The sequence below is a fragment of the Herminiimonas contaminans genome (genome assembly GCF_015645465.1).
Taxonomy (GTDB): domain Bacteria; phylum Pseudomonadota; class Gammaproteobacteria; order Burkholderiales; family Burkholderiaceae_D; genus Oxalicibacterium; species Oxalicibacterium contaminans.
Map to the genome: position 1 here is coordinate 1 of NZ_JADOEL010000020.1, position 17,125 is coordinate 17,125.

Here is a 17,125-nt window from a genome sequence, read left to right on the forward strand (position 1 = left end):
TCCATTAAACGCCCACACTTATCGGCTGTTAATTTTTAAAGAACCTGTTCTGCTTCGCTATCAACTTGCGTCGTTTGCGTCGCTGCGAATCGTTTTGTTCGTCAGCAGCAGAGAAGCGAGATTATGTCGCATGTTTCAGTTTTCGTCAACATCTTTTTGATTTTATTTTTAAAAGATTTTTTAACTAACTCTTCTAAAAACCACTTCAAAAAGACTCGCTTCCAAACCACCGAAACGACCTTCGAAAACCACCACTTCTACTCCCCCATCACACTCACATTTCAGCTCGCTTACTGCGCGTTTCGCTGCGTGTTCTGCGACGGGAGCCGAACTATAGCAAAGCTTCTTTGAACTTGGCAAGCGCTTTTGAGAAATTACTTTAAATCTTTTTTAAAAGCGCTTTTTCCGGGGGATCTTCTCTATATATAGGGAAGCTTATTTTGCCTTGTGATAACTGGTGACCAGCTCTACTTCATTCTTCGATCCGAGGAAGACCGGTACACGCTGGTGCAGCTTTTCCGGCTGGATGTCGAGGATGCGTTGCTGGCCATCCGTCGCTGCACCGCCCGCCTGCTCGACGATGAAAGCCATAGGGTTGGCTTCATACATCAGGCGCAGCTTGCCTGGCTTGTCCGGTTCACGCGCATCTGCCGGGTACATAAAGATACCGCCACGGTTCAGGATGCGATGTACATCTGCCACCATGGAAGCAATCCAGCGCATATTGAAGTCTTTGGCACGCGGACCGGTGCTGCCAGCCAGCATTTCATCAACGTAGCGCTTGACCGGCGGGTGCCAGTGACGTGCATTCGATGCATTAATAGCAAATTCCTTGGTATCCGCCGGAATTTGCATATTGCGCTGGGTCATGACCCACGAGCCCATTTCGCGATCCAGCGTAAAACATTGCACGCCATTACCGGTAGTCAGCACCAATACTGTTTGCGGACCATAAACCGCATAGCCAGCCACAACTTGCTTGCTGCCAGGTTGCAAGAAATCCGCTTCGCTCGGCGATTCCATACCGTCCGCTGCTTTCAGCACCGAGAAAATGGTACCGATCGATACATTGACGTCGATATTGCTGGAACCATCGAGTGGATCGAACAACAACAGGTATTCACCCATCGGGTAGCGATTAGGGATCGGGTGGATGGTTTCCATCTCTTCCGATGCCATAGCCGCCAGGTGACCACCCCACTCATTCGCTTCCAGCAGGATGTCGTTGGAGATGATGTCCAGTTTCTTTTGCACTTCGCCCTGGACGTTTTCGCTTTGCGCGGTACCCAGCACTTCGCCGAGGGCGCCTTTGCCGACCGCATGGCTGATCGTTTTACAGGCGCGGGCAACGACCTCGAGCAGCAAACGCAATTCTGCCGGGATGTTGTTGTGCAGACGCTGCTCTTCAATCAGGTATTGCGTGAGACTGATACGTTTCATGTGGTCCTTTTAATCTTTGGTTAGTTCTGTAATCGCCGGTTTTGTCGCCCAAACCCGGCATAGCTGTATCTATATAGGTATCTATTATCGGTCAGTTGGCGGCCAAAGACTTGGTTACCACTTCGCGCGTGTCTTTCGACAGCTTGGCCGTATCCGCAACCTGCTGCAGGGCAGTGCGCATTTTTGCCTGCAAGGCAGGCGCATATTTACGCCAACGATCAAGGCTGCGGGCCAGGCGTGCCGCCACTTGCGGGTTGATGGCATCGAGTGCGATCACTTGTTCCGCCCAGAATGCGTAACCACTGCCGTCCGCCGCATGGAAGCGCGAAGGATTGCCATTGCAGAAGCTGAATATCAAACTGCGCGCCCGATTCGGGTTCTTGATCGAGAAGGCAGGATGCTTCATCAACGTACGTACCGCCGCTACATCGGTGGTGCGCGCCATGGCTTGCAGGCTGAACCATTTATCGATGACTAATGGTTCCAGCTCGAAATCACTGTAAAACTTGGCCAAGGCAGCCGCCTTGCCCGGTGCCTGGCTATTTGCCAGTGCCGCCAAGGATGCCATTCTATCCGTCATATTGTTCGCTGCATCGTATTGCGCTTGTGCCAGAGTATGCGCATCTGCATCGTCGAGCTCCGCCAGATAAGAGAGCGCCAGGTTTTTCAGCGCGCGCTTGCCGGACGAAGCAGCATCCGGGCTATACGCACCGTCGGTCTGGTTTGCCTTATATATAGCGCTGAAATCCTTGCGCAGGTCTTGCGCCAACGACAGACGCAGGAAACGACGCGCAGTGTGGATGGCTTGCGGATCGATTACTTCCATTTGTTCGGCAATGACTGTTTCTGCCGGCAGGGTCAACACGGTTTCGCGGAAAGCCGGGTCCAGGGACTGGTCATTCAGGCTGGCACGCAGGCTGTCGCTCAGTGCCACATCAACGCTCAGGGTGCTGCCAGCTTGTTGTGCCGTCTCTGTCAACGCCAGCAAACGACGTGTCGCCAGACGCTGGCCCGCTTCCCAACGATTGAAGGCATCACTGTCATGCGCCATCAGGAAAGCCAGGTCTTCATCACTGTAGTCATACTCCAGCACCACAGGTGCAGAGAAGTTGCGCAGCAGGGATGGCACCGGTTTTTCGGCGACATTGGTGAAACGGAAAGTTTGTTGGGTCGCAGTCAGTTCCAGCACCAGTGTTTCAGGCTGGCCACTATGACCATTCAAGGACAAAGGCATATCTTTGCCCTGACCATCCAGCAAACCGACGGCTACCGGAATATGGAATGGCAGCTTCTTGGCCTGGCCCGGGGTCGGCGGGCAGGATTGCGCCAGCGTGATGTCGTAAGTTTTTTGCGCGGCATCGTAAGACGTCGTCACTTTCACGCGCGGCGTACCAGCCTGGCTATACCAGCGCTCGAATTGGGTCAGGTCGCGGCCGTTCGCATCCATCATCGCGGCACGGAAGTCGTCGCACTCCACCGCACGGCCATCATGACGCTCAAAATAGAGATCCATGCCTTTGCGGAAACCATCACGGCCCAGCAAGGTTTGATACATGCGCACGACTTCTGCGCCCTTCTCATAAATGGTAACGGTGTAGAAGTTGCTGATTTCAACGAAAGAATCCGGACGCACAGGATGCGCCATCGGGCCTGCATCTTCCGGGAACTGCGCCTGGCGCAGCACGCGCACGTCATCGATACGTTTGACCGCACGACCGCTGTCGGTGCCTATCATGTCAGCGGAAAATTCCTGATCGCGGAATACGGTCAAGCCTTCTTTCAGTGATAACTGGAACCAGTCGCGGCAGGTGACGCGGTTACCGGTCCAGTTATGGAAGTATTCATGACCGACCACCGCTTCAATATTGGCGTAATCAGTATCGGTAGCGATGCGCGGATTGGCCAGTACAAACTTGGTATTGAAGATATTCAAACCCTTGTTTTCCATCGCGCCCATATTGAAGTCGCCTACCGCGACGATCATGAAGCGATCCAGATCCAGTTCCAGCCCATAACGCTCTTCATCCCAGTGGATGCTGTTGACCAGCGAATCCATCGCATGCTGCGTTTTGTCCAGATTGCCTTCTTCCACCCAGACCTGCAGCAATGCTTTGCGACCGGATTTGAGTCTTTCGGTCCGTTCCTGGCACACCAGTTGACCGGCTACCAGTGCAAAAAGGTAGGACGGTTTCTTGAATGGGTCTTCCCACAAGGCATAGTGACGGCCGTCACCAAGGTCGCCTTGCTCGATCAGATTGCCGTTCGACAGCAAGACCGGATATTTCTTTTTATCGCCGCGCAGCATGACGGTGTATTGCGCCATGACGTCCGGACGATCCGGGAAATAGGTGATTTTGCGGAAACCTTCGGCTTCGCACTGCGTGAAGAAGTTACCGTTGGAGACGTACAAACCCATCAGCGAGGTGTTTTTATCCGGGCGGATCAGGGTTTCGATTTCCAGCGTGATGTCTTCCGCCTTGGTCGGGATGCGCAAGATGCCATCAGCCAGTTTGTAATCGCGCTTGCTCAGGTTTGTACCATTCAAGCGGATTTGCACCAATTCCAGCTCTTCGCCATGCAATACCACTGCCTGCTCCGAACTCGCCGGATTGCGTGCCAGTGTCATGCGGGTCGCGACGCGGGTAGCCGACGGATCGAGGTCAAAGCCCATCTCGACGGTACGAACCCAGTAGCTCGGTGGTGTGTAGTCTTTACGATAAATCGTCGGAGTAGTGTCGGTGCGCATAGGAGTCTGTGTAGGTGGGTGCAAAGCAAAGAATCATTTTACCAATCATGGGATTGAAAATGGAATCTGCTTGTCTGAGCAGAACAGGGGAAAAAAGTGCAGTTGTACGCGGATTGCAAATATGGATAACAATCCATATCTGTATTGCGTATAAGCAGTATTGCCCAGTTACAAAATGTAACGGCTGATTTACCCAGTACCGCTATGCTATACGTATCTGCTTAAGGAGACGAAAAATGAAACGCTGGTTATTGTTGGGCATCGCATTGTCGAGCCTGCTATTGAGTGGCTGTGCATCAGTCATCAGGACGGATGTGCTTGCTTTCCACGAATGGCCAGCAGACTTGCAGAATAAATCCTATGTCTTCGAGCGAAAAGCTGGTCAGGACAACAACCTGGAAGAGAAGAGTTACGAAAACCTGGTCCGCACTGAGCTGACCCGCCTCGGCTTTACCGAAGCGACAACGCCTGCAGCAGCCAATCTCAAGGTTGCGCTGAACTACAGCATAGACAGCCGCGACGTCCGCACCGTACAACCTTACGTGGTTGATCCTTACTGGTACGGTCCTTACTACGGTCCTGGCTGGCGCTATGGCCGCTACTACGATCCGTTCTGGTATCCAGGCCCTGTCACCCAGTATCGTGAAGTGCAGTACCAACTGTTCCAACGTCAGTTGAATATACTGATTACGAACATCAAGAGCGGCAAGAAACTCTATGATGTAACCGTACATAGCAGCGGCGGCAATGGTTCACTCGCGTTTGCAATGCCTTATATGGTGCGCAGTGCCTTCAGCGACTTCCCGGGCAAGAATGGCGTTCCTCGACGCATAGACCTGGAAATCAAGGAATAAACGCAACTCCTTATGAAAATGGCGACTTAAATAAGTCGCCATTTTTTATGGGTGCAAAATTATTTGTGCAAATACAGGGACTTAGGACGTGTAATACGCCAACGAACCGAAGGTCAGGCCCACTACTATCAGCACGCCACACGCCAGCACTATCAGCAAACGACCGAATTTGGGATTGCCATCGGCACCGGTCGCCTGTTCTTCCGGATGCTGCATCGGATTTTTGTCTGATTCTTGCATTACACCATCCTTAAGGAAGCAAAATGGTGGAGCCCGTCGTTTTACGGGATTCCAGATCGCGATGCGCTTGCGCCACATCTTTCAGCGCATAACGCTGGTTGATGTCTATCTTGATCTTGCCGCTTTCCACCATGCCAAACAATTCAGCCGCCATCATTTCCAGGTCATCGCGCTTGGCAATATAGTTAAACAGCGATGGCCGCGTTACGAATAGTGAACCACGCGACGCCAGTTCATTCAGGCTGAACGGCGGCACCGGGCCGGAAGCACCGCCAAAGCTGACCATCATGCCCAGCGGTGACAGGCAATCGAGGGAGCCGGTGAATGTATCCTTGCCGATCGAATCATAAACCACAGGCACACCTTTGCCTTCCGTGATTTCCTTGACGCGCTCGACGAAGTTTTCCTTGTTGTAGTTAATCGTATGTACGCAGCCGTGTGCTTTCGCCAGCGCCGCTTTTTCATCCGAGCCTACCGTACCTATCATGGTCACACCCAATGCACGCGCCCATTGGCACGCGATCAGGCCGACACCACCCGCCGCGGCGTGGAACAAAATAGTTTCCCCGCCCTGCAAGCGGAAGGTGCGACGGAACAAATACTGCACTGTCAAACCCTGCAACATCATCGCTGCTGCAGTTTCAAAGCTGATCGCGCCTGGCAGCTTGACCAAGACATCTGCCGGTAGCACGCGCGCTTCCGCATAGGCACCCGGTGGACGTCCGGCATAAGCTACCCGGTCGCCCGGCTTGATATGCGTCACGCCCTCGCCCACTGCTTCCACTACACCCGCACCTTCCATGCCCAATCCGGCTGGCAGTTGCTGCGGGTAAGTACCCATGCGGAAATACACATCGATGTAATTCAAGCCGCAGGCATGCTGGCGTATCAGGGCTTCGCCGCGCCCCGGTGCGGGCAGATCAACTTCGACGTACTCCATTACTTCGGGACCACCGACAGCAGAAATTCTGATCGCTTTTGTCATGCGCAACTCTCTTTAATATGGAAGTGGAGATGAATCAAAACGTGCCGGGATAGCCGCCACCGTCGAGCAGGATGTTTTGACCGTTAATATAACCTGCATGCTGGCTGCATAGAAATGCGCAGGTCGCGCCAAACTCTTGTCGCGTACCAAAGCGTTTGGCCGGATTCGCCGCGCGTCGTGCCGCGCTGACTTCGTCTACCGTGCGTCCGCTGGATTCAGCCGCCGCCGAGAATATTGCCGCCAGCCGGTCGGTTTCAAACGGGCCGGGCAAGAGATTATTGATCGTCACATTACGCGCCACCGTCTTGCGCGCCAGGCCAGCGACAAAACCAGTGAGACCGGAACGTGCGCCATTCGACAAACCCAGGCTGTCTATCGGCGCCTTGACAGCACTCGAGGTGATATTGATGATGCGACCAAAGCCACGCGCCATCATGCCATCCACCGTTGCCTTGATCAGTTCGATGGGCGTCAACATATTCGCATCCAATGCAGCAATCCAGTCATCCCGGCTCCAGTCGCGAAAATCGCCAGTCGGCGGGCCCGCGGCATTCGTGACCAGGATATCCGGCTGCGGACAGACTGACAGCGCCTGCGCACGTCCTTCCTCAGTCGTAATGTCGCACGCCACGATGGTAATCATGCTGTCCGATACGGCGCGAATTTCACTGGCACTGGCTTGCAGGACCTCCAGGTTGCGTGCCACCAACGTGACATTCACACCTTCCGCCGCCAGCGCTTCGGCGCATCCGCGTCCGAGGCCGCGACTCGCGCCGCAGACCAATGCCGATTTTCCTCGTATGCCTAAATCCATCTAGCCGTCCTACACACGTTTTTTAGATAAGAGATAAATACCGCACAATACCAGCGCGGTGCCCGCCAACTGTATGCCGGTGATAGGTTCGTCGAGTATCAGCGCAGCCAGGAAAAGAATGGACACCGGACCTATCATGCCCGCTTGCGAAGCCGTCGCAGCACCGATGCGATCAACCGCAATCATGGTCAGGAACACCGGCATCACTGTACAGAAGAATCCATTAATCATGGATAAACCATACACCGCCATCGGCTGTATCAGCGTAGAAGCCGGTCGCAGCACAAAGAATTGCACGATGCAGGCAACACTGGAAACACACATCGCGTATGCCACCAGGCGCAAGGCACCGACCCGTTTCACCAGCTCACCGGAACCGAGCAAATAAATCGCGTAGGAAATAGCGCTACCCAATACCAGCAAGCTGCCGAGTGCGACATTGGAACCACCGATGCGCGCATCATGCACAAACACCAGCACCGTACCGAGATAAGAAATACCGAGCGCAGCCCATTCCAGCATGGTGATTTTCCGCTTCATGACAAAGATGGAAATCAGCAACACGAAGGAAGGCGTCAGGAACAAGATCAGGCGTTCCAGCCCGACTGAAATATATTGCAGGCCGAGGAAATCAAGAAAACTGGAGAGGTAGTAGCCGAGCAAACCCAGGATGACGATTTGCCCTTTTTCCGCGCGGGTCAGCGGAACTGCGGTACGTGCCTTCCATGCGCCGATGGCGATGAAAAAAGGCAGCGAAAACATCATGCGAAAAGCAATCAGCGTGACAGCATCCACCCCGTAGCGATAGATGAGTTTGGCCACGATTGCTTTGGTAGAAAACAAAATCGCGCCCAGCAGCGCGATCGTCAGACCTATAAGGAATTGTTTGCGTTCGGAGGAAGTGGAATCGGCCATCCCGTCATTTTAAAGGTTAAGCGATTTTCACGTCGCCACCCGCCCAAATGACCTTTTCCACCCTGCCCGACTTAGAACAGGTGGCCGAGTTTGGCCGCCTTGGTAGTCAGGTAACGCTCGTTAAACGGATTGCGTGTGATCACCAGCGGTACGCGCTCCACCACTTTGACGCCGAGTTGCTCCATCGCCTTGATTTTGCGCGGATTGTTCGTCATCAGACGCAGTGTCGAAATTTTCAAGTGGCGCAGCATAGGCTGGCACAGCTTGTAATTGCGTTGATCCGGTTTGAAGCCCAGCGCTTCGTTGGCCTCAACGGTATCGGCACCAGCATCCTGCAATTGATAGGCACGGATTTTATTGACGAGGCCAATGCCGCGTCCTTCCTGTCGCAAATAAAACAAGGCGCCCCTCCCCTCTTCGGCGATACGCTTCAACGCGGCTTCCAGTTGCGGGCCGCAATCACAACGCAGGCTGAACAAGCCGTCACCGGTCAGGCATTCGGAATGGATGCGTGACAATACCGGCTCGCCGTCAGTGACATCGCCCAGGGTAATGGCGACGTGCTCCTTGCCGGTACCAGGTTCGACGAAAGCATGCAGGCGAAAGGTTGCCCACGGCGTCGGCAGTTCGCACGACGCAGCGTAATCGAGTTCAACTTCAGAGGAGACTGCCGCTTCCACTGCGGCATTCGGGGTAAGACTTGTATTCATGAGTAAACGCTTCAATCAACCAGCAAATGCGGTAAATACCGACCATCGGCATTTACCGCATTGTTGCTCAGAAGACGAAGGATATCAGGCTGCGAGCAATTCGTTTATTGCGTCGCTGGTTTTGGCTTGCGCTTTTTGCACGCCTTCCGCACCCATTGCGATACCTTCGCTCTGAATAAATGTCACATCAGTCAGGCCGATAAAGCCCAGAACAGCACGCAAATAGGTGCTGGTGAAGTCCATGGCTTGCGCCGGACCTTCGCTGTAGACGCCACCGCTGGCAGTAAATATATAGACTTTTTTACCAGTCAGCAGGCCAACCGGGCCCTTCTCGGTATATTTAAAGGTCACGCCGGCACGGGCAACGTGGTCTATCCAGGCTTTCAGACCCGATGTAATGGAGAAATTGTACATGGGAGCGCCGATTACGATCACGTCCGCGTCAAAAAGCTCTTGCACCAGGGTTTCCGACAGCTTGGCGATTTGCGCCTGTTCTGCTGTGCGGTTTTCCGCTGGCGTGAAGAATGCGCCCAGAGTCTGTCCATCTATGTGTGGCAAAGGCTGGGCTGCGACGTCACGCTCGACGACGACTGCGTTAGGCTCTTTGGCTTTCCATTTGCTGATGAATTCAGCGGTTGCTTTGCGGGAGATGGAGTCGCCGTTACGTACGCTGCTGTTGATATTGAGGATCTTGGTCATAATAAAACTCGCTTTCTGGTCGGGTTATGTCTTGAGCGTCCTAGCCAGGCTGCTGTTCGACGTGTTTTTTGCCAAATCAGTGATGACTGATTTCTTGCAACCATCGTAGAACAGGATTAGCATCAAGAAAACCCACATTGTTTAACTTGTTAGCATCGATAATTTCGATATGAGAGAACCCGGCCTCCCCACCCTCGACCAATTGCGCGTCTTCGTTGCGGTCATCGATTGCGGCAGTTTTTCACGTGCCGCGCGTGAGCTGCACCGCACCCAGTCGGTCATCAGCTATACCATCGCCAATCTGGAAGCTCAGTTGAATGTAGAGCTTTTCGACCGTAGTAAGCGCAAACCAACCTTGACCGAAGCGGGCAAGGCTTTGCTGGCCGATGCCCGTACCGTGGGCATGAAAGTAGATGCCATGCGAGCGCGGGCGAAAACCCTGGCACAGGGGCTGGAAGCGGAAGTGTCACTGGTGGTGGACGTGATGTTTCCGAACTGCCGACTGGTGCGCGCACTGGAAGCCTTCCAGCGCGAATTCCCGACCGTCGCGCTGCGATTGCGTATAGAAGCACTGGGTGCAGTCATGCATCTGGTCAGTGAACGCATATGTCAGATCGGCATTACCGGGCCCATGCTGGAGTTTTCCGACGCCTTCCAGCATCAGCAATTGGGACATATCAAGATGATCCCGGTCGCCTCACCCGATCACCCGCTCGGCAAGATGACAGGTGTCATCCCGACCGAAGTCGCACGCGACCATATACAACTGGTACTGACGGATCGCAGCCAGCTGACTTCCGGACAGAATTTTGGTGTGATCGCACTGCGCGACTGGCGTCTCGGCGATCTCGGCGCCAAACACATGCTGCTGCTGAATGGATTGGGCTGGGGCTCGATGCCGAAAGAGATGGTCCAGGCTGACCTGCAAAATGGTCGCCTGATACATCTGCAACTGGCGCACATGATTAGTGGCCAGTATTCGCTGCATATGATTAACCGGGTCGATGAAGCGCCGGGTGTGGCCGGACGCTGGCTGATGCAGTACTTCGTCGATCATCCACCCGACGAAGAACAATAGAGAGGTAGAAATACCGCGTCATTGCAGCATCTGCTGCAATGACGACAGCTGCAAACGTCTTACTTTTTCTTCAGCAGTGAGCCGAGCACACCGCGGATGATTTCACGACCTGCGGTCGAACCCATGGTGCGTACTGCGGATTTCAGCATCGCTTCCACTACCGTGTCGCTGCGACGTGCGCTGCCTTTTTTACCGCTGCCATTCGAGCTGCCGCCGAATATGCCACCCAGCATACCGCCCAGACCGCCTTCTTCTTCCTCTTCCTTGGCCGCTGCTTCCTTGCCCTGTGTTGCTCTTGCCTTGAGCTTTTCATAGGCGGATTCACGGTCTACCGCTTTCTCGTAGACACCTGCAACCACTGAAGAATTAATCAGCGCAGTACGCTCTGCATCCGTGATCGGACCGATTTGCGATGCCGGCGGCAAGACGAAACCACGTTCGACTATGGTTGGGCGACCCTTTTCATCGAGGAAGGACACCAGCGCTTCGCCCACACCCAATTCGGTAATGACTTGCACCACATCCAGCGCCGGATTCGGACGGAAAGTCTGGGCCGCCGCCTGTACCGCCTTCTGGTCACGCGGTGTGTAGGCGCGCAGCGCATGCTGCACGCGATTGCCGAGCTGGCCAAGTACGGTATCCGGTATGTCCAGCGGGTTTTGCGTGACGAAGTAGACGCCTACGCCTTTGGAACGGATCAGGCGCACTACTTGTTCTATCTTTTGCAACAATGGCTTCGGTGCTTCGCTGAACAGCAAATGCGCTTCATCGAAGAAGAAAGCCAGCTTAGGCTTATCCATATCGCCAACCTCAGGCAAATGCTCAAACAGTTCGGACAGCATCCACAGCAGGAAAGTCGAGTACAGCAGCGGCGAGTTCATTAATTTGTCCGCTGCCAGGATGTTGACCACACCTTTGCCCTTGGCATCGGTTTGCATCAAATCCTCGATGTTCAGCATGGGTTCGCCAAAGAATTTGTCGCCCCCCTGCTCATCCACACTAATCAGGCCACGCTGGATTGCACCTATGCTGGCACTGGAAATATTGCCGTATTCAGTCTGAAACGTCGCCGCGTTATCGCCGACGTATTGCAGCATCGCACGCAAATCCTTGGTATCCAGCAGCAATAAGCCGTTATCGTCGGCGATCTTGAATACCAGCTGCAGTACGCCTTGCTGCGTATCGTTGAGATTGAGCATGCGCGCCAGCAGCAAAGGGCCGAGGTCGGAAATCGTGGCACGTACCGGATGACCTTTTTCGCCATACACATCCCAGAAAGTGACCGGCACCCCAGCCCAGACCGGATGCTCCAGCCCCAGCATGTCAAAGCGTTCCTTGACCTTGCCGCTGGCCGTACCCGCCTTGGCGATACCCGACAAATCGCCCTTCACGTCCGCCATGAAAACCGGCACACCTATATCCGACAGGGCCTGCGCCAGCGTCTGCAGGGTGACCGTCTTGCCGGTACCGGTTGCACCCGTGATGCAACCATGCCGGTTGGCAAGCTCAGGCAGCAGCGTTAATTCATGTTCTTTGTTTTTAGCAATCAGCAGAGGATTTGGCATGTTCTGGTCCAAAGGTGGGTCGGTTTGCAGCGGGGGCGATATGGTAAAATCCGCGCTTCATTATAGCTAACTCATCGGGAAAGATTCGTCATGGCAGGACATAGTAAATGGGCCAATATTCAGCATCGTAAGGGCCGTCAGGACGAAAGACGAGGCAAAATCTGGACCCGCCTGATCAAGGAGATCACGGTGGCAGCACGTATGGGCGGCGGCGATGTCGCGTCCAACCCGCGTTTGCGCCTGGCTGTCGACAAGGCGGCAGATGCAAATATGCCGAAAGATAACGTCACACGCGCCATCCAGCGCGGCAGCGGCGGTCTGGAAGGCGTCAATTACGAAGAGATCCGTTACGAAGGTTACGGCATCAACGGCGCAGCCGTGCTGGTGGACTGCATGACTGACAACCGCGTACGTACCGTTGCTGAAGTGCGCCATGCGTTCGCCAAATTTGGCGGCAATATGGGTACCGAAGGTTCAGTCGCTTTCATGTTCAAGCATTGCGGCCAGTTTTTCTTTGCCCCGGGCACCGATGAAGACAAATTGATGGAAGCAGCACTGGAAGCAGGCGCCGACGATGTCACCACCGATGAAGAAGGCGGCATCGAAGTAATTTGCCCACCGCATGATTTTTCTGCGGTCAAGGATGCACTGGCAGCGGCTGGCTTCAAGGCCGACCTGGCTGAAGTCGTGATGAAACCGGCTACCGAAACCGTGTTCCAGGGCGATGACGCGATCAAGATGCAAAAATTGCTGGATGCGCTGGAAAATCTCGACGACGTACAAGAGATCTATACCAATGCGGTCATCGAAGGCTAAGCCACATTCATTAAAAGCGGACCCACTCCGCTTTTTTTAATGACGCGAAATATTCATACGCAGTACAGAAGAATCAGCAAAGTAACCAGCGGCAGCGCAACACAGCGGTGCCGCAATTTTGAAAAGTAATCACATGAAAATTCTGGTAGTCGGCTCAGGCGGCCGCGAACACGCACTGGCTTGGAAGTTGGCCCAATCCGAACGCATCCAAACCGTTTATGTTGCACCTGGCAACGGCGGCACCGCGCTGGACGACAGATTGAAGAATATTGCGATCACCGATCCGCAGGAACTCGCGCAATTCGCGCAGCAAGAGCACATCGCGCTGACCGTAGTCGGCCCGGAAACTCCGCTGGCTGCCGGTATCGTGAATATCTTCCGCAATCTCGGCCTGAAAATTTTTGGCCCGACCAAAGAAGCCGCGCAACTCGAAAGCTCGAAAGATTTCGCAAAATCTTTCATGCAACGTCACGCGATTCCGACCGCGGAATACCAGACTTTCTCTGAAGTAAACGCCGCGCACGATTACATCAATCAAAAAGGCGCACCTATCGTCATCAAGGCCGACGGCCTGGCTGCCGGTAAAGGCGTGGTGGTTGCGATGTCGCTGGACGAAGCGCATCAGGCAGTCGACATGATGCTATCCGATAACAAGCTCGGCGATGCTGGTGCACGTGTCGTGATTGAAGAATTCCTCGCTGGTGAAGAAGCCAGCTTCATCGTCATGGTCGATGGCAAAAACATCTTGCCGCTGGCTACCAGCCAGGATCACAAACGCCTGCAAGACAATGATGAAGGTCCGAACACTGGCGGCATGGGCGCTTACTCGCCGGCACCTATCGTGACCCCGGCACTGCATGCACGCGTGATGCGCGAAATCATCCAGCCGACGGTACAAGGCATGGCCAAGGACGGCATTCCATTCTCCGGCTTCCTCTATGCGGGCCTGATGATAGATGACAAGGGCAATCCAAAAACCCTGGAATTCAACTGCCGCATGGGCGATCCGGAAACCCAACCTATCATGGCGCGCCTGAAAACCGACCTGGTCACCGTGATGGAGCACGCCGTCAACGGCACGCTGGATACGATAGAACTGGAATGGGATCGTCGTACTGCACTCGGCGTCGTGATGGCTGCTGCCGGTTATCCGGATGCACCACGCAAAGGCGACGTCATCAATGGCATCCCGGCAGAAAACGCAGACAGCGTTACCTTCCACGCTGGTACCGCGCTGAACAACGACCAGCTGACCACGACCGGTGGTCGCGTGCTGTGCGTAGTCGGCCTCGGTGACAGCGTCAAGGTTGCGCAGAAGCAGGCGTATCAGGTTCTCGACCAGATCCATTTCGACGGCGCGCAATTCCGCCGCGACATCGGCTGGCGCGCACTGAAGCGTTCCTGAGCATAAAGCAGTTCCGACAAGGTCATTCCGGCGCAGGCGGGAATGACCTTGCTGCATTCAGGGCGCCGTATTCCGGCAAGTACCATGCACAAGGTACAATCCGCCCTAAACCTTTTTAGCCTTTATATAGTGACCCCTTCCCTCCCTACACCCGCTGCTGTCAAAGAATATCTGCTGGGCCTGCAAGCGCGCATCGTCGCTGCGCTGGAGGCTGTCGACGGCCAGGCTTTTGGCACTGATAGCTGGCAACGGCCAGAAGGTGGTGGTGGTATTTCGCGCATTATCGAAAACGGCAATGTGTTCGAGCGCGGCGGTGTCGGCTTTTCACATGTGATGGGCAAGAATTTGCCACCATCTGCAGCAGCGAATCGCCCGGAACTGGCCGGACGCAATTGGGAAGCGATGGGTGTGTCGCTGGTCCTGCATCCGCGCAATCCGTACGCACCTACCGTGCACATGAATGTGCGCTTCTTTACCGCGACGGCAGAAGGCCAGGCCCCCATTTGGTGGTTTGGCGGCGGCATGGATCTGACACCGTATTACGGCTTTGAAGAAGATGCGCAGCACTTCCATCAAACCTGCCGCGATGCGCTGCAGCCTTTTGGTGATGATGTGCATCCGCGCTACAAGAAATGGTGTGACGATTATTTTTACCTGAAGCACCGCCAGGAACCACGCGGCGTCGGCGGTATTTTCTTCGATGATTTGAATACGCCTGATTTCGCGCAATGCTTCGCCTTGCAGCAAAGCGTCGGTGACCGCTTCATCGACGCTTACCTGCCCATCCTGCAAAAACGCAAGGATATGGCGTACGGCGAGCGCGAACGCGACTTCCAGACCTATAGACGCGGGCGCTATGTGGAATTCAACCTGGTGTTCGATCGCGGCACTTTATTTGGCCTGCAATCGGGTGGTCGCACCGAATCTATCCTGATGTCGATGCCACCAGTGGTAACATGGCGCTACAATTGGCAGCCGGAAGCCGGTAGCGCGGAAGCCCGCCTGTATTCCGACTTCCTGATACATCGCGATTGGGTCTGAATTGAAGACCACAGCCCTAGCCGCTACGCGCTGCGTAGCCATACTCGGCGGCAGCTTTGACCCGGTGCACAATGGCCATGTTGCCCTGGCGAATTATTTCGTAGACTTGCTGAAACCGGATGAATTACGCGTCATTCCAGCCGGAAATCCATGGCAAAAACATGGTTTGCAGGCCACCGGTGCGGACCGTGTAGCGATGGTGCGCAGTGCATTCAACGAGCAAAAGACCGCTGTTTGTATCGATCAGCAAGAAATCCGGCGTGACAGCGCAACCTATACGATAGACACCCTGCGTGCGGTCCGCGAGGAACTGGGGCCGCAGGTTTCCATCATTTTCCTGATGGGTGCCGACCAATTGCAACACCTGAATACATGGCAGGAATGGCAACACATGTTTGACTATGCGCATATATGTGCTGCTTCGCGTCCGGGTTTCGCGATGGATGCAGCGCATGTACCGGCCGAGGTGAACCTGGAATTCACCCGACGCGCAGGCACGCCGGAACAAATACGCAGTACCCCGCAAGGCCTGGCCTATCTTGCACCCAATCTGGCAGTCGATATTTCTGCCACTGGAATCCGCGCAGCCCTGCAACGCGGAGAACGACCGATTTCGCTGGTGCCTCCCGGGGTGCTAGACTATATTGAACAACATCACCTATATAAAAGCTAATGGACATCAAAAAACTGCAAGCCCTGGTAGTCGACGCACTCGAAGACGTCAAAGCACAGGATATCAAGGTGTTCGATACCGTACATCTGACCAGCCTGTTTGACCGTATCGCAGTCGCCTCCGGCACCTCCAACCGCCAAACCAAGGCGCTGGCAGCATCCGTGCGCGACAAAGTCAAATCGAATGGCGGTGAAATCGTCAGCATCGAAGGCGAAGACACCGGCGAATGGGTACTGGTCGATCTGGGCGACATGATCGTCCACATCATGCAACCCGCGATCCGCGCTTACTACCGCCTGGAAGAAATCTGGGGCGAAAAGGAAGTGAAATTCGGCGCTGCCAAACGTACTTCGAAACGCATCACGGCTGAGTCAGACGAAACACCGAAGAAAGCAGTAGGCCGTCACCTCGCCGCAAGCCAGACCACACTGGACGACGACGAACCGAAGAAACCGGCGCGCAAAACTGCTGCTGCGAAAACACCAGCGAAAAAAGCACCGGCCAAAAAGGCAGTCGGCAAAACCATCAAGGTAGCGGCTACCAAAACTGCAGAAGCCTATAAAAAGGCAGCACCAAAGAAAGCACCGGCCAAAAAGGTAGCGAGCAAGGCAGCCGCCAAAACGCGCGCACCGGCCAAGCCTAAAGCCAAAACTGCAGAGTAAGCGGACCGCCTATGCAGCTCGTCATCGCTGCCGTCGGGCACAAGATGCCCGCCTGGATAGAAAGCGGCTTCGGCGAGTATGTGAAACGCATGCCGTCCGACTGCCGCATTCATCTGAAAGAAATCAAACCGGTTGAACGCTCCGGCAGTAAAACCGCTGAGACTGCGATGGCACTCGAACGTGCCAAGATCGAAGCGGTGCTGCCGAAAGGCGCACGCATCATTGCGCTGGACGAACACGGCAAAGACCTGACTTCGGTACAACTGGCGCAACAGCTGACACAATGGCAGCAGGATGGTCGCGATGTCGCCTTCATCATAGGCGGCGCCGACGGCCTGGATGCCGAATTCAAAAAGAACGCTGATATGCTGATCCGTATCTCCAGCATGACGCTACCGCACGGCATGGTGCGCGTGATGCTGGCAGAGCAGTTGTATCGCGCCTGGTCCATCACGCAGAACCATCCTTATCATCGGGTGTAA

Annotated in this window: 17 protein-coding genes; 8 read left to right on the forward strand and 9 right to left on the reverse strand. The window is 54.7% G+C overall.

From position 1 onward, the window contains the following. Positions 1-435: 435 nt before the first annotated feature. The gene (locus IXC47_RS17530) at positions 436-1,440 is read right to left on the reverse strand and encodes a class 1 fructose-bisphosphatase (protein WP_175627122.1); all 1,005 of its coding nucleotides are present in this window, start codon (positions 1,438-1,440) and stop codon (positions 436-438) included. A gap of 91 nt (positions 1,441-1,531) precedes the next feature. Beyond that, positions 1,532-4,186, reverse strand: coding sequence for an aminopeptidase N (pepN, locus tag IXC47_RS17535; RefSeq protein WP_195876524.1), 2,655 nt, complete (start codon positions 4,184-4,186; stop codon positions 1,532-1,534). Positions 4,187-4,422: 236 nt separating this feature from the next. Here pepN and IXC47_RS17540 point away from each other — a divergent pair, with 236 nt between their 5' ends. After that, positions 4,423-5,040, forward strand: coding sequence for a DUF4136 domain-containing protein (locus IXC47_RS17540; RefSeq protein ID WP_195876525.1), 618 nt, complete (start codon positions 4,423-4,425; stop codon positions 5,038-5,040). An 81-nt stretch (positions 5,041-5,121) separates the two neighbouring features. On the opposite strand, the gene IXC47_RS17545 is transcribed toward IXC47_RS17540, so the two are convergent. The 6 genes from IXC47_RS17545 to IXC47_RS17570 form a co-directional block, all read right to left on the reverse strand. Then, positions 5,122-5,280 (reverse strand): hypothetical protein, encoded by a 159-nt coding sequence (locus IXC47_RS17545; protein WP_195876526.1) that lies wholly within the window; start codon positions 5,278-5,280, stop codon positions 5,122-5,124. Positions 5,281-5,290: 10 nt separating this feature from the next. Next, positions 5,291-6,265, reverse strand: a complete 975-nt coding sequence (locus tag IXC47_RS17550) for a quinone oxidoreductase family protein (RefSeq protein ID WP_175627126.1) — start codon at positions 6,263-6,265, stop codon at positions 5,291-5,293. 34 nt (positions 6,266-6,299) lie between these two features. Beyond that, positions 6,300-7,079, reverse strand: a complete 780-nt coding sequence (locus IXC47_RS17555) for an SDR family oxidoreductase (protein WP_175627127.1) — start codon at positions 7,077-7,079, stop codon at positions 6,300-6,302. A 9-nt stretch (positions 7,080-7,088) separates the two neighbouring features. After that, the gene (locus IXC47_RS17560) at positions 7,089-7,994 is read right to left on the reverse strand and encodes a DMT family transporter (protein WP_175627128.1); all 906 of its coding nucleotides are present in this window, start codon (positions 7,992-7,994) and stop codon (positions 7,089-7,091) included. 71 nt (positions 7,995-8,065) lie between these two features. Next, complete coding sequence (ribA, locus tag IXC47_RS17565; protein WP_175627129.1) at positions 8,066-8,704, reverse strand: GTP cyclohydrolase II; 639 nt, start codon at positions 8,702-8,704, stop codon at positions 8,066-8,068. Positions 8,705-8,788: 84 nt separating this feature from the next. Then, on the reverse strand, positions 8,789-9,403 hold the full coding sequence (locus IXC47_RS17570) for an FMN-dependent NADH-azoreductase (RefSeq protein ID WP_175627130.1): 615 nt from the start codon (positions 9,401-9,403) through the stop codon (positions 8,789-8,791). A gap of 169 nt (positions 9,404-9,572) precedes the next feature. Here IXC47_RS17570 and IXC47_RS17575 point away from each other — a divergent pair, with 169 nt between their 5' ends. Then, positions 9,573-10,481, forward strand: a complete 909-nt coding sequence (locus tag IXC47_RS17575; protein WP_195876527.1) for a LysR family transcriptional regulator — start codon at positions 9,573-9,575, stop codon at positions 10,479-10,481. 59 nt (positions 10,482-10,540) lie between these two features. Here IXC47_RS17575 and IXC47_RS17580 read toward each other — a convergent pair whose 3' ends face one another. Beyond that, on the reverse strand, positions 10,541-12,046 hold the full coding sequence (locus tag IXC47_RS17580; protein WP_195876528.1) for a helicase HerA-like C-terminal domain-containing protein: 1,506 nt from the start codon (positions 12,044-12,046) through the stop codon (positions 10,541-10,543). A 90-nt stretch (positions 12,047-12,136) separates the two neighbouring features. Here IXC47_RS17580 and IXC47_RS17585 point away from each other — a divergent pair, with 90 nt between their 5' ends. The 6 genes from IXC47_RS17585 to rlmH all read left to right on the forward strand — a co-directional run bounded on the left by IXC47_RS17585 (position 12,137) and on the right by rlmH (position 17,125). After that, a complete protein-coding gene (locus IXC47_RS17585) occupies positions 12,137-12,862 on the forward strand; it encodes a YebC/PmpR family DNA-binding transcriptional regulator (protein ID WP_175627133.1) in 726 nt (241 codons plus the stop codon). Between the two features lie 133 nt (positions 12,863-12,995). Continuing rightward, positions 12,996-14,267 carry a phosphoribosylamine--glycine ligase gene (gene purD / locus IXC47_RS17590; RefSeq protein WP_195876529.1) on the forward strand — a complete coding sequence of 424 codons (1,272 nt, stop codon included), beginning with the start codon at positions 12,996-12,998 and terminating at the stop codon, positions 14,265-14,267. A gap of 42 nt (positions 14,268-14,309) precedes the next feature. Beyond that, positions 14,310-15,308 (forward strand): oxygen-dependent coproporphyrinogen oxidase, encoded by a 999-nt coding sequence (gene hemF, locus IXC47_RS17595; RefSeq protein ID WP_407651159.1) that lies wholly within the window; start codon positions 14,310-14,312, stop codon positions 15,306-15,308. Position 15,309: 1 nt separating this feature from the next. After that, positions 15,310-15,981, forward strand: a complete 672-nt coding sequence (locus IXC47_RS17600; protein WP_195876531.1) for a nicotinate-nucleotide adenylyltransferase — start codon at positions 15,310-15,312, stop codon at positions 15,979-15,981. Continuing rightward, positions 15,981-16,643, forward strand: a complete 663-nt coding sequence (gene rsfS, locus IXC47_RS17605) for a ribosome silencing factor (protein WP_175627137.1) — start codon at positions 15,981-15,983, stop codon at positions 16,641-16,643. Before IXC47_RS17600 ends, rsfS begins: the two co-directional genes overlap by 1 nt. A gap of 11 nt (positions 16,644-16,654) precedes the next feature. After that, the gene (gene rlmH / locus IXC47_RS17610; protein WP_175627138.1) at positions 16,655-17,125 is read left to right on the forward strand and encodes a 23S rRNA (pseudouridine(1915)-N(3))-methyltransferase RlmH; all 471 of its coding nucleotides are present in this window, start codon (positions 16,655-16,657) and stop codon (positions 17,123-17,125) included.

Coding starts and splice junctions, on each gene's coding strand:
- ribA (WP_175627129.1), bottom strand. CDS start 8,704: ATGAATACAAGTCTTACCCCGAATGCCGCAGTGGAAGCGGCAGTCTCC.
- IXC47_RS17560 (WP_175627128.1), bottom strand. CDS start 7,994: ATGGCCGATTCCACTTCCTCCGAACGCAAACAATTCCTTATAGGTCTG.
- pepN (WP_195876524.1), bottom strand. CDS start 4,186: ATGCGCACCGACACTACTCCGACGATTTATCGTAAAGACTACACACCA.
- rlmH (WP_175627138.1), top strand. CDS start 16,655: ATGCAGCTCGTCATCGCTGCCGTCGGGCACAAGATGCCCGCCTGGATA.
- IXC47_RS17575 (WP_195876527.1), top strand. CDS start 9,573: ATGAGAGAACCCGGCCTCCCCACCCTCGACCAATTGCGCGTCTTCGTT.
- IXC47_RS17570 (WP_175627130.1), bottom strand. CDS start 9,403: ATGACCAAGATCCTCAATATCAACAGCAGCGTACGTAACGGCGACTCC.
- purD (WP_195876529.1), top strand. CDS start 12,996: ATGAAAATTCTGGTAGTCGGCTCAGGCGGCCGCGAACACGCACTGGCT.
- IXC47_RS17585 (WP_175627133.1), top strand. CDS start 12,137: ATGGCAGGACATAGTAAATGGGCCAATATTCAGCATCGTAAGGGCCGT.
- IXC47_RS17555 (WP_175627127.1), bottom strand. CDS start 7,079: ATGGATTTAGGCATACGAGGAAAATCGGCATTGGTCTGCGGCGCGAGT.
- IXC47_RS17545 (WP_195876526.1), bottom strand. CDS start 5,280: ATGCAAGAATCAGACAAAAATCCGATGCAGCATCCGGAAGAACAGGCG.
- IXC47_RS17550 (WP_175627126.1), bottom strand. CDS start 6,265: ATGACAAAAGCGATCAGAATTTCTGCTGTCGGTGGTCCCGAAGTAATG.
- rsfS (WP_175627137.1), top strand. CDS start 15,981: ATGGACATCAAAAAACTGCAAGCCCTGGTAGTCGACGCACTCGAAGAC.
- IXC47_RS17530 (WP_175627122.1), bottom strand. CDS start 1,440: ATGAAACGTATCAGTCTCACGCAATACCTGATTGAAGAGCAGCGTCTG.
- IXC47_RS17540 (WP_195876525.1), top strand. CDS start 4,423: ATGAAACGCTGGTTATTGTTGGGCATCGCATTGTCGAGCCTGCTATTG.
- hemF (WP_407651159.1), top strand. CDS start 14,310: ATGACCTTGCTGCATTCAGGGCGCCGTATTCCGGCAAGTACCATGCAC.
- IXC47_RS17580 (WP_195876528.1), bottom strand. CDS start 12,046: ATGCCAAATCCTCTGCTGATTGCTAAAAACAAAGAACATGAATTAACG.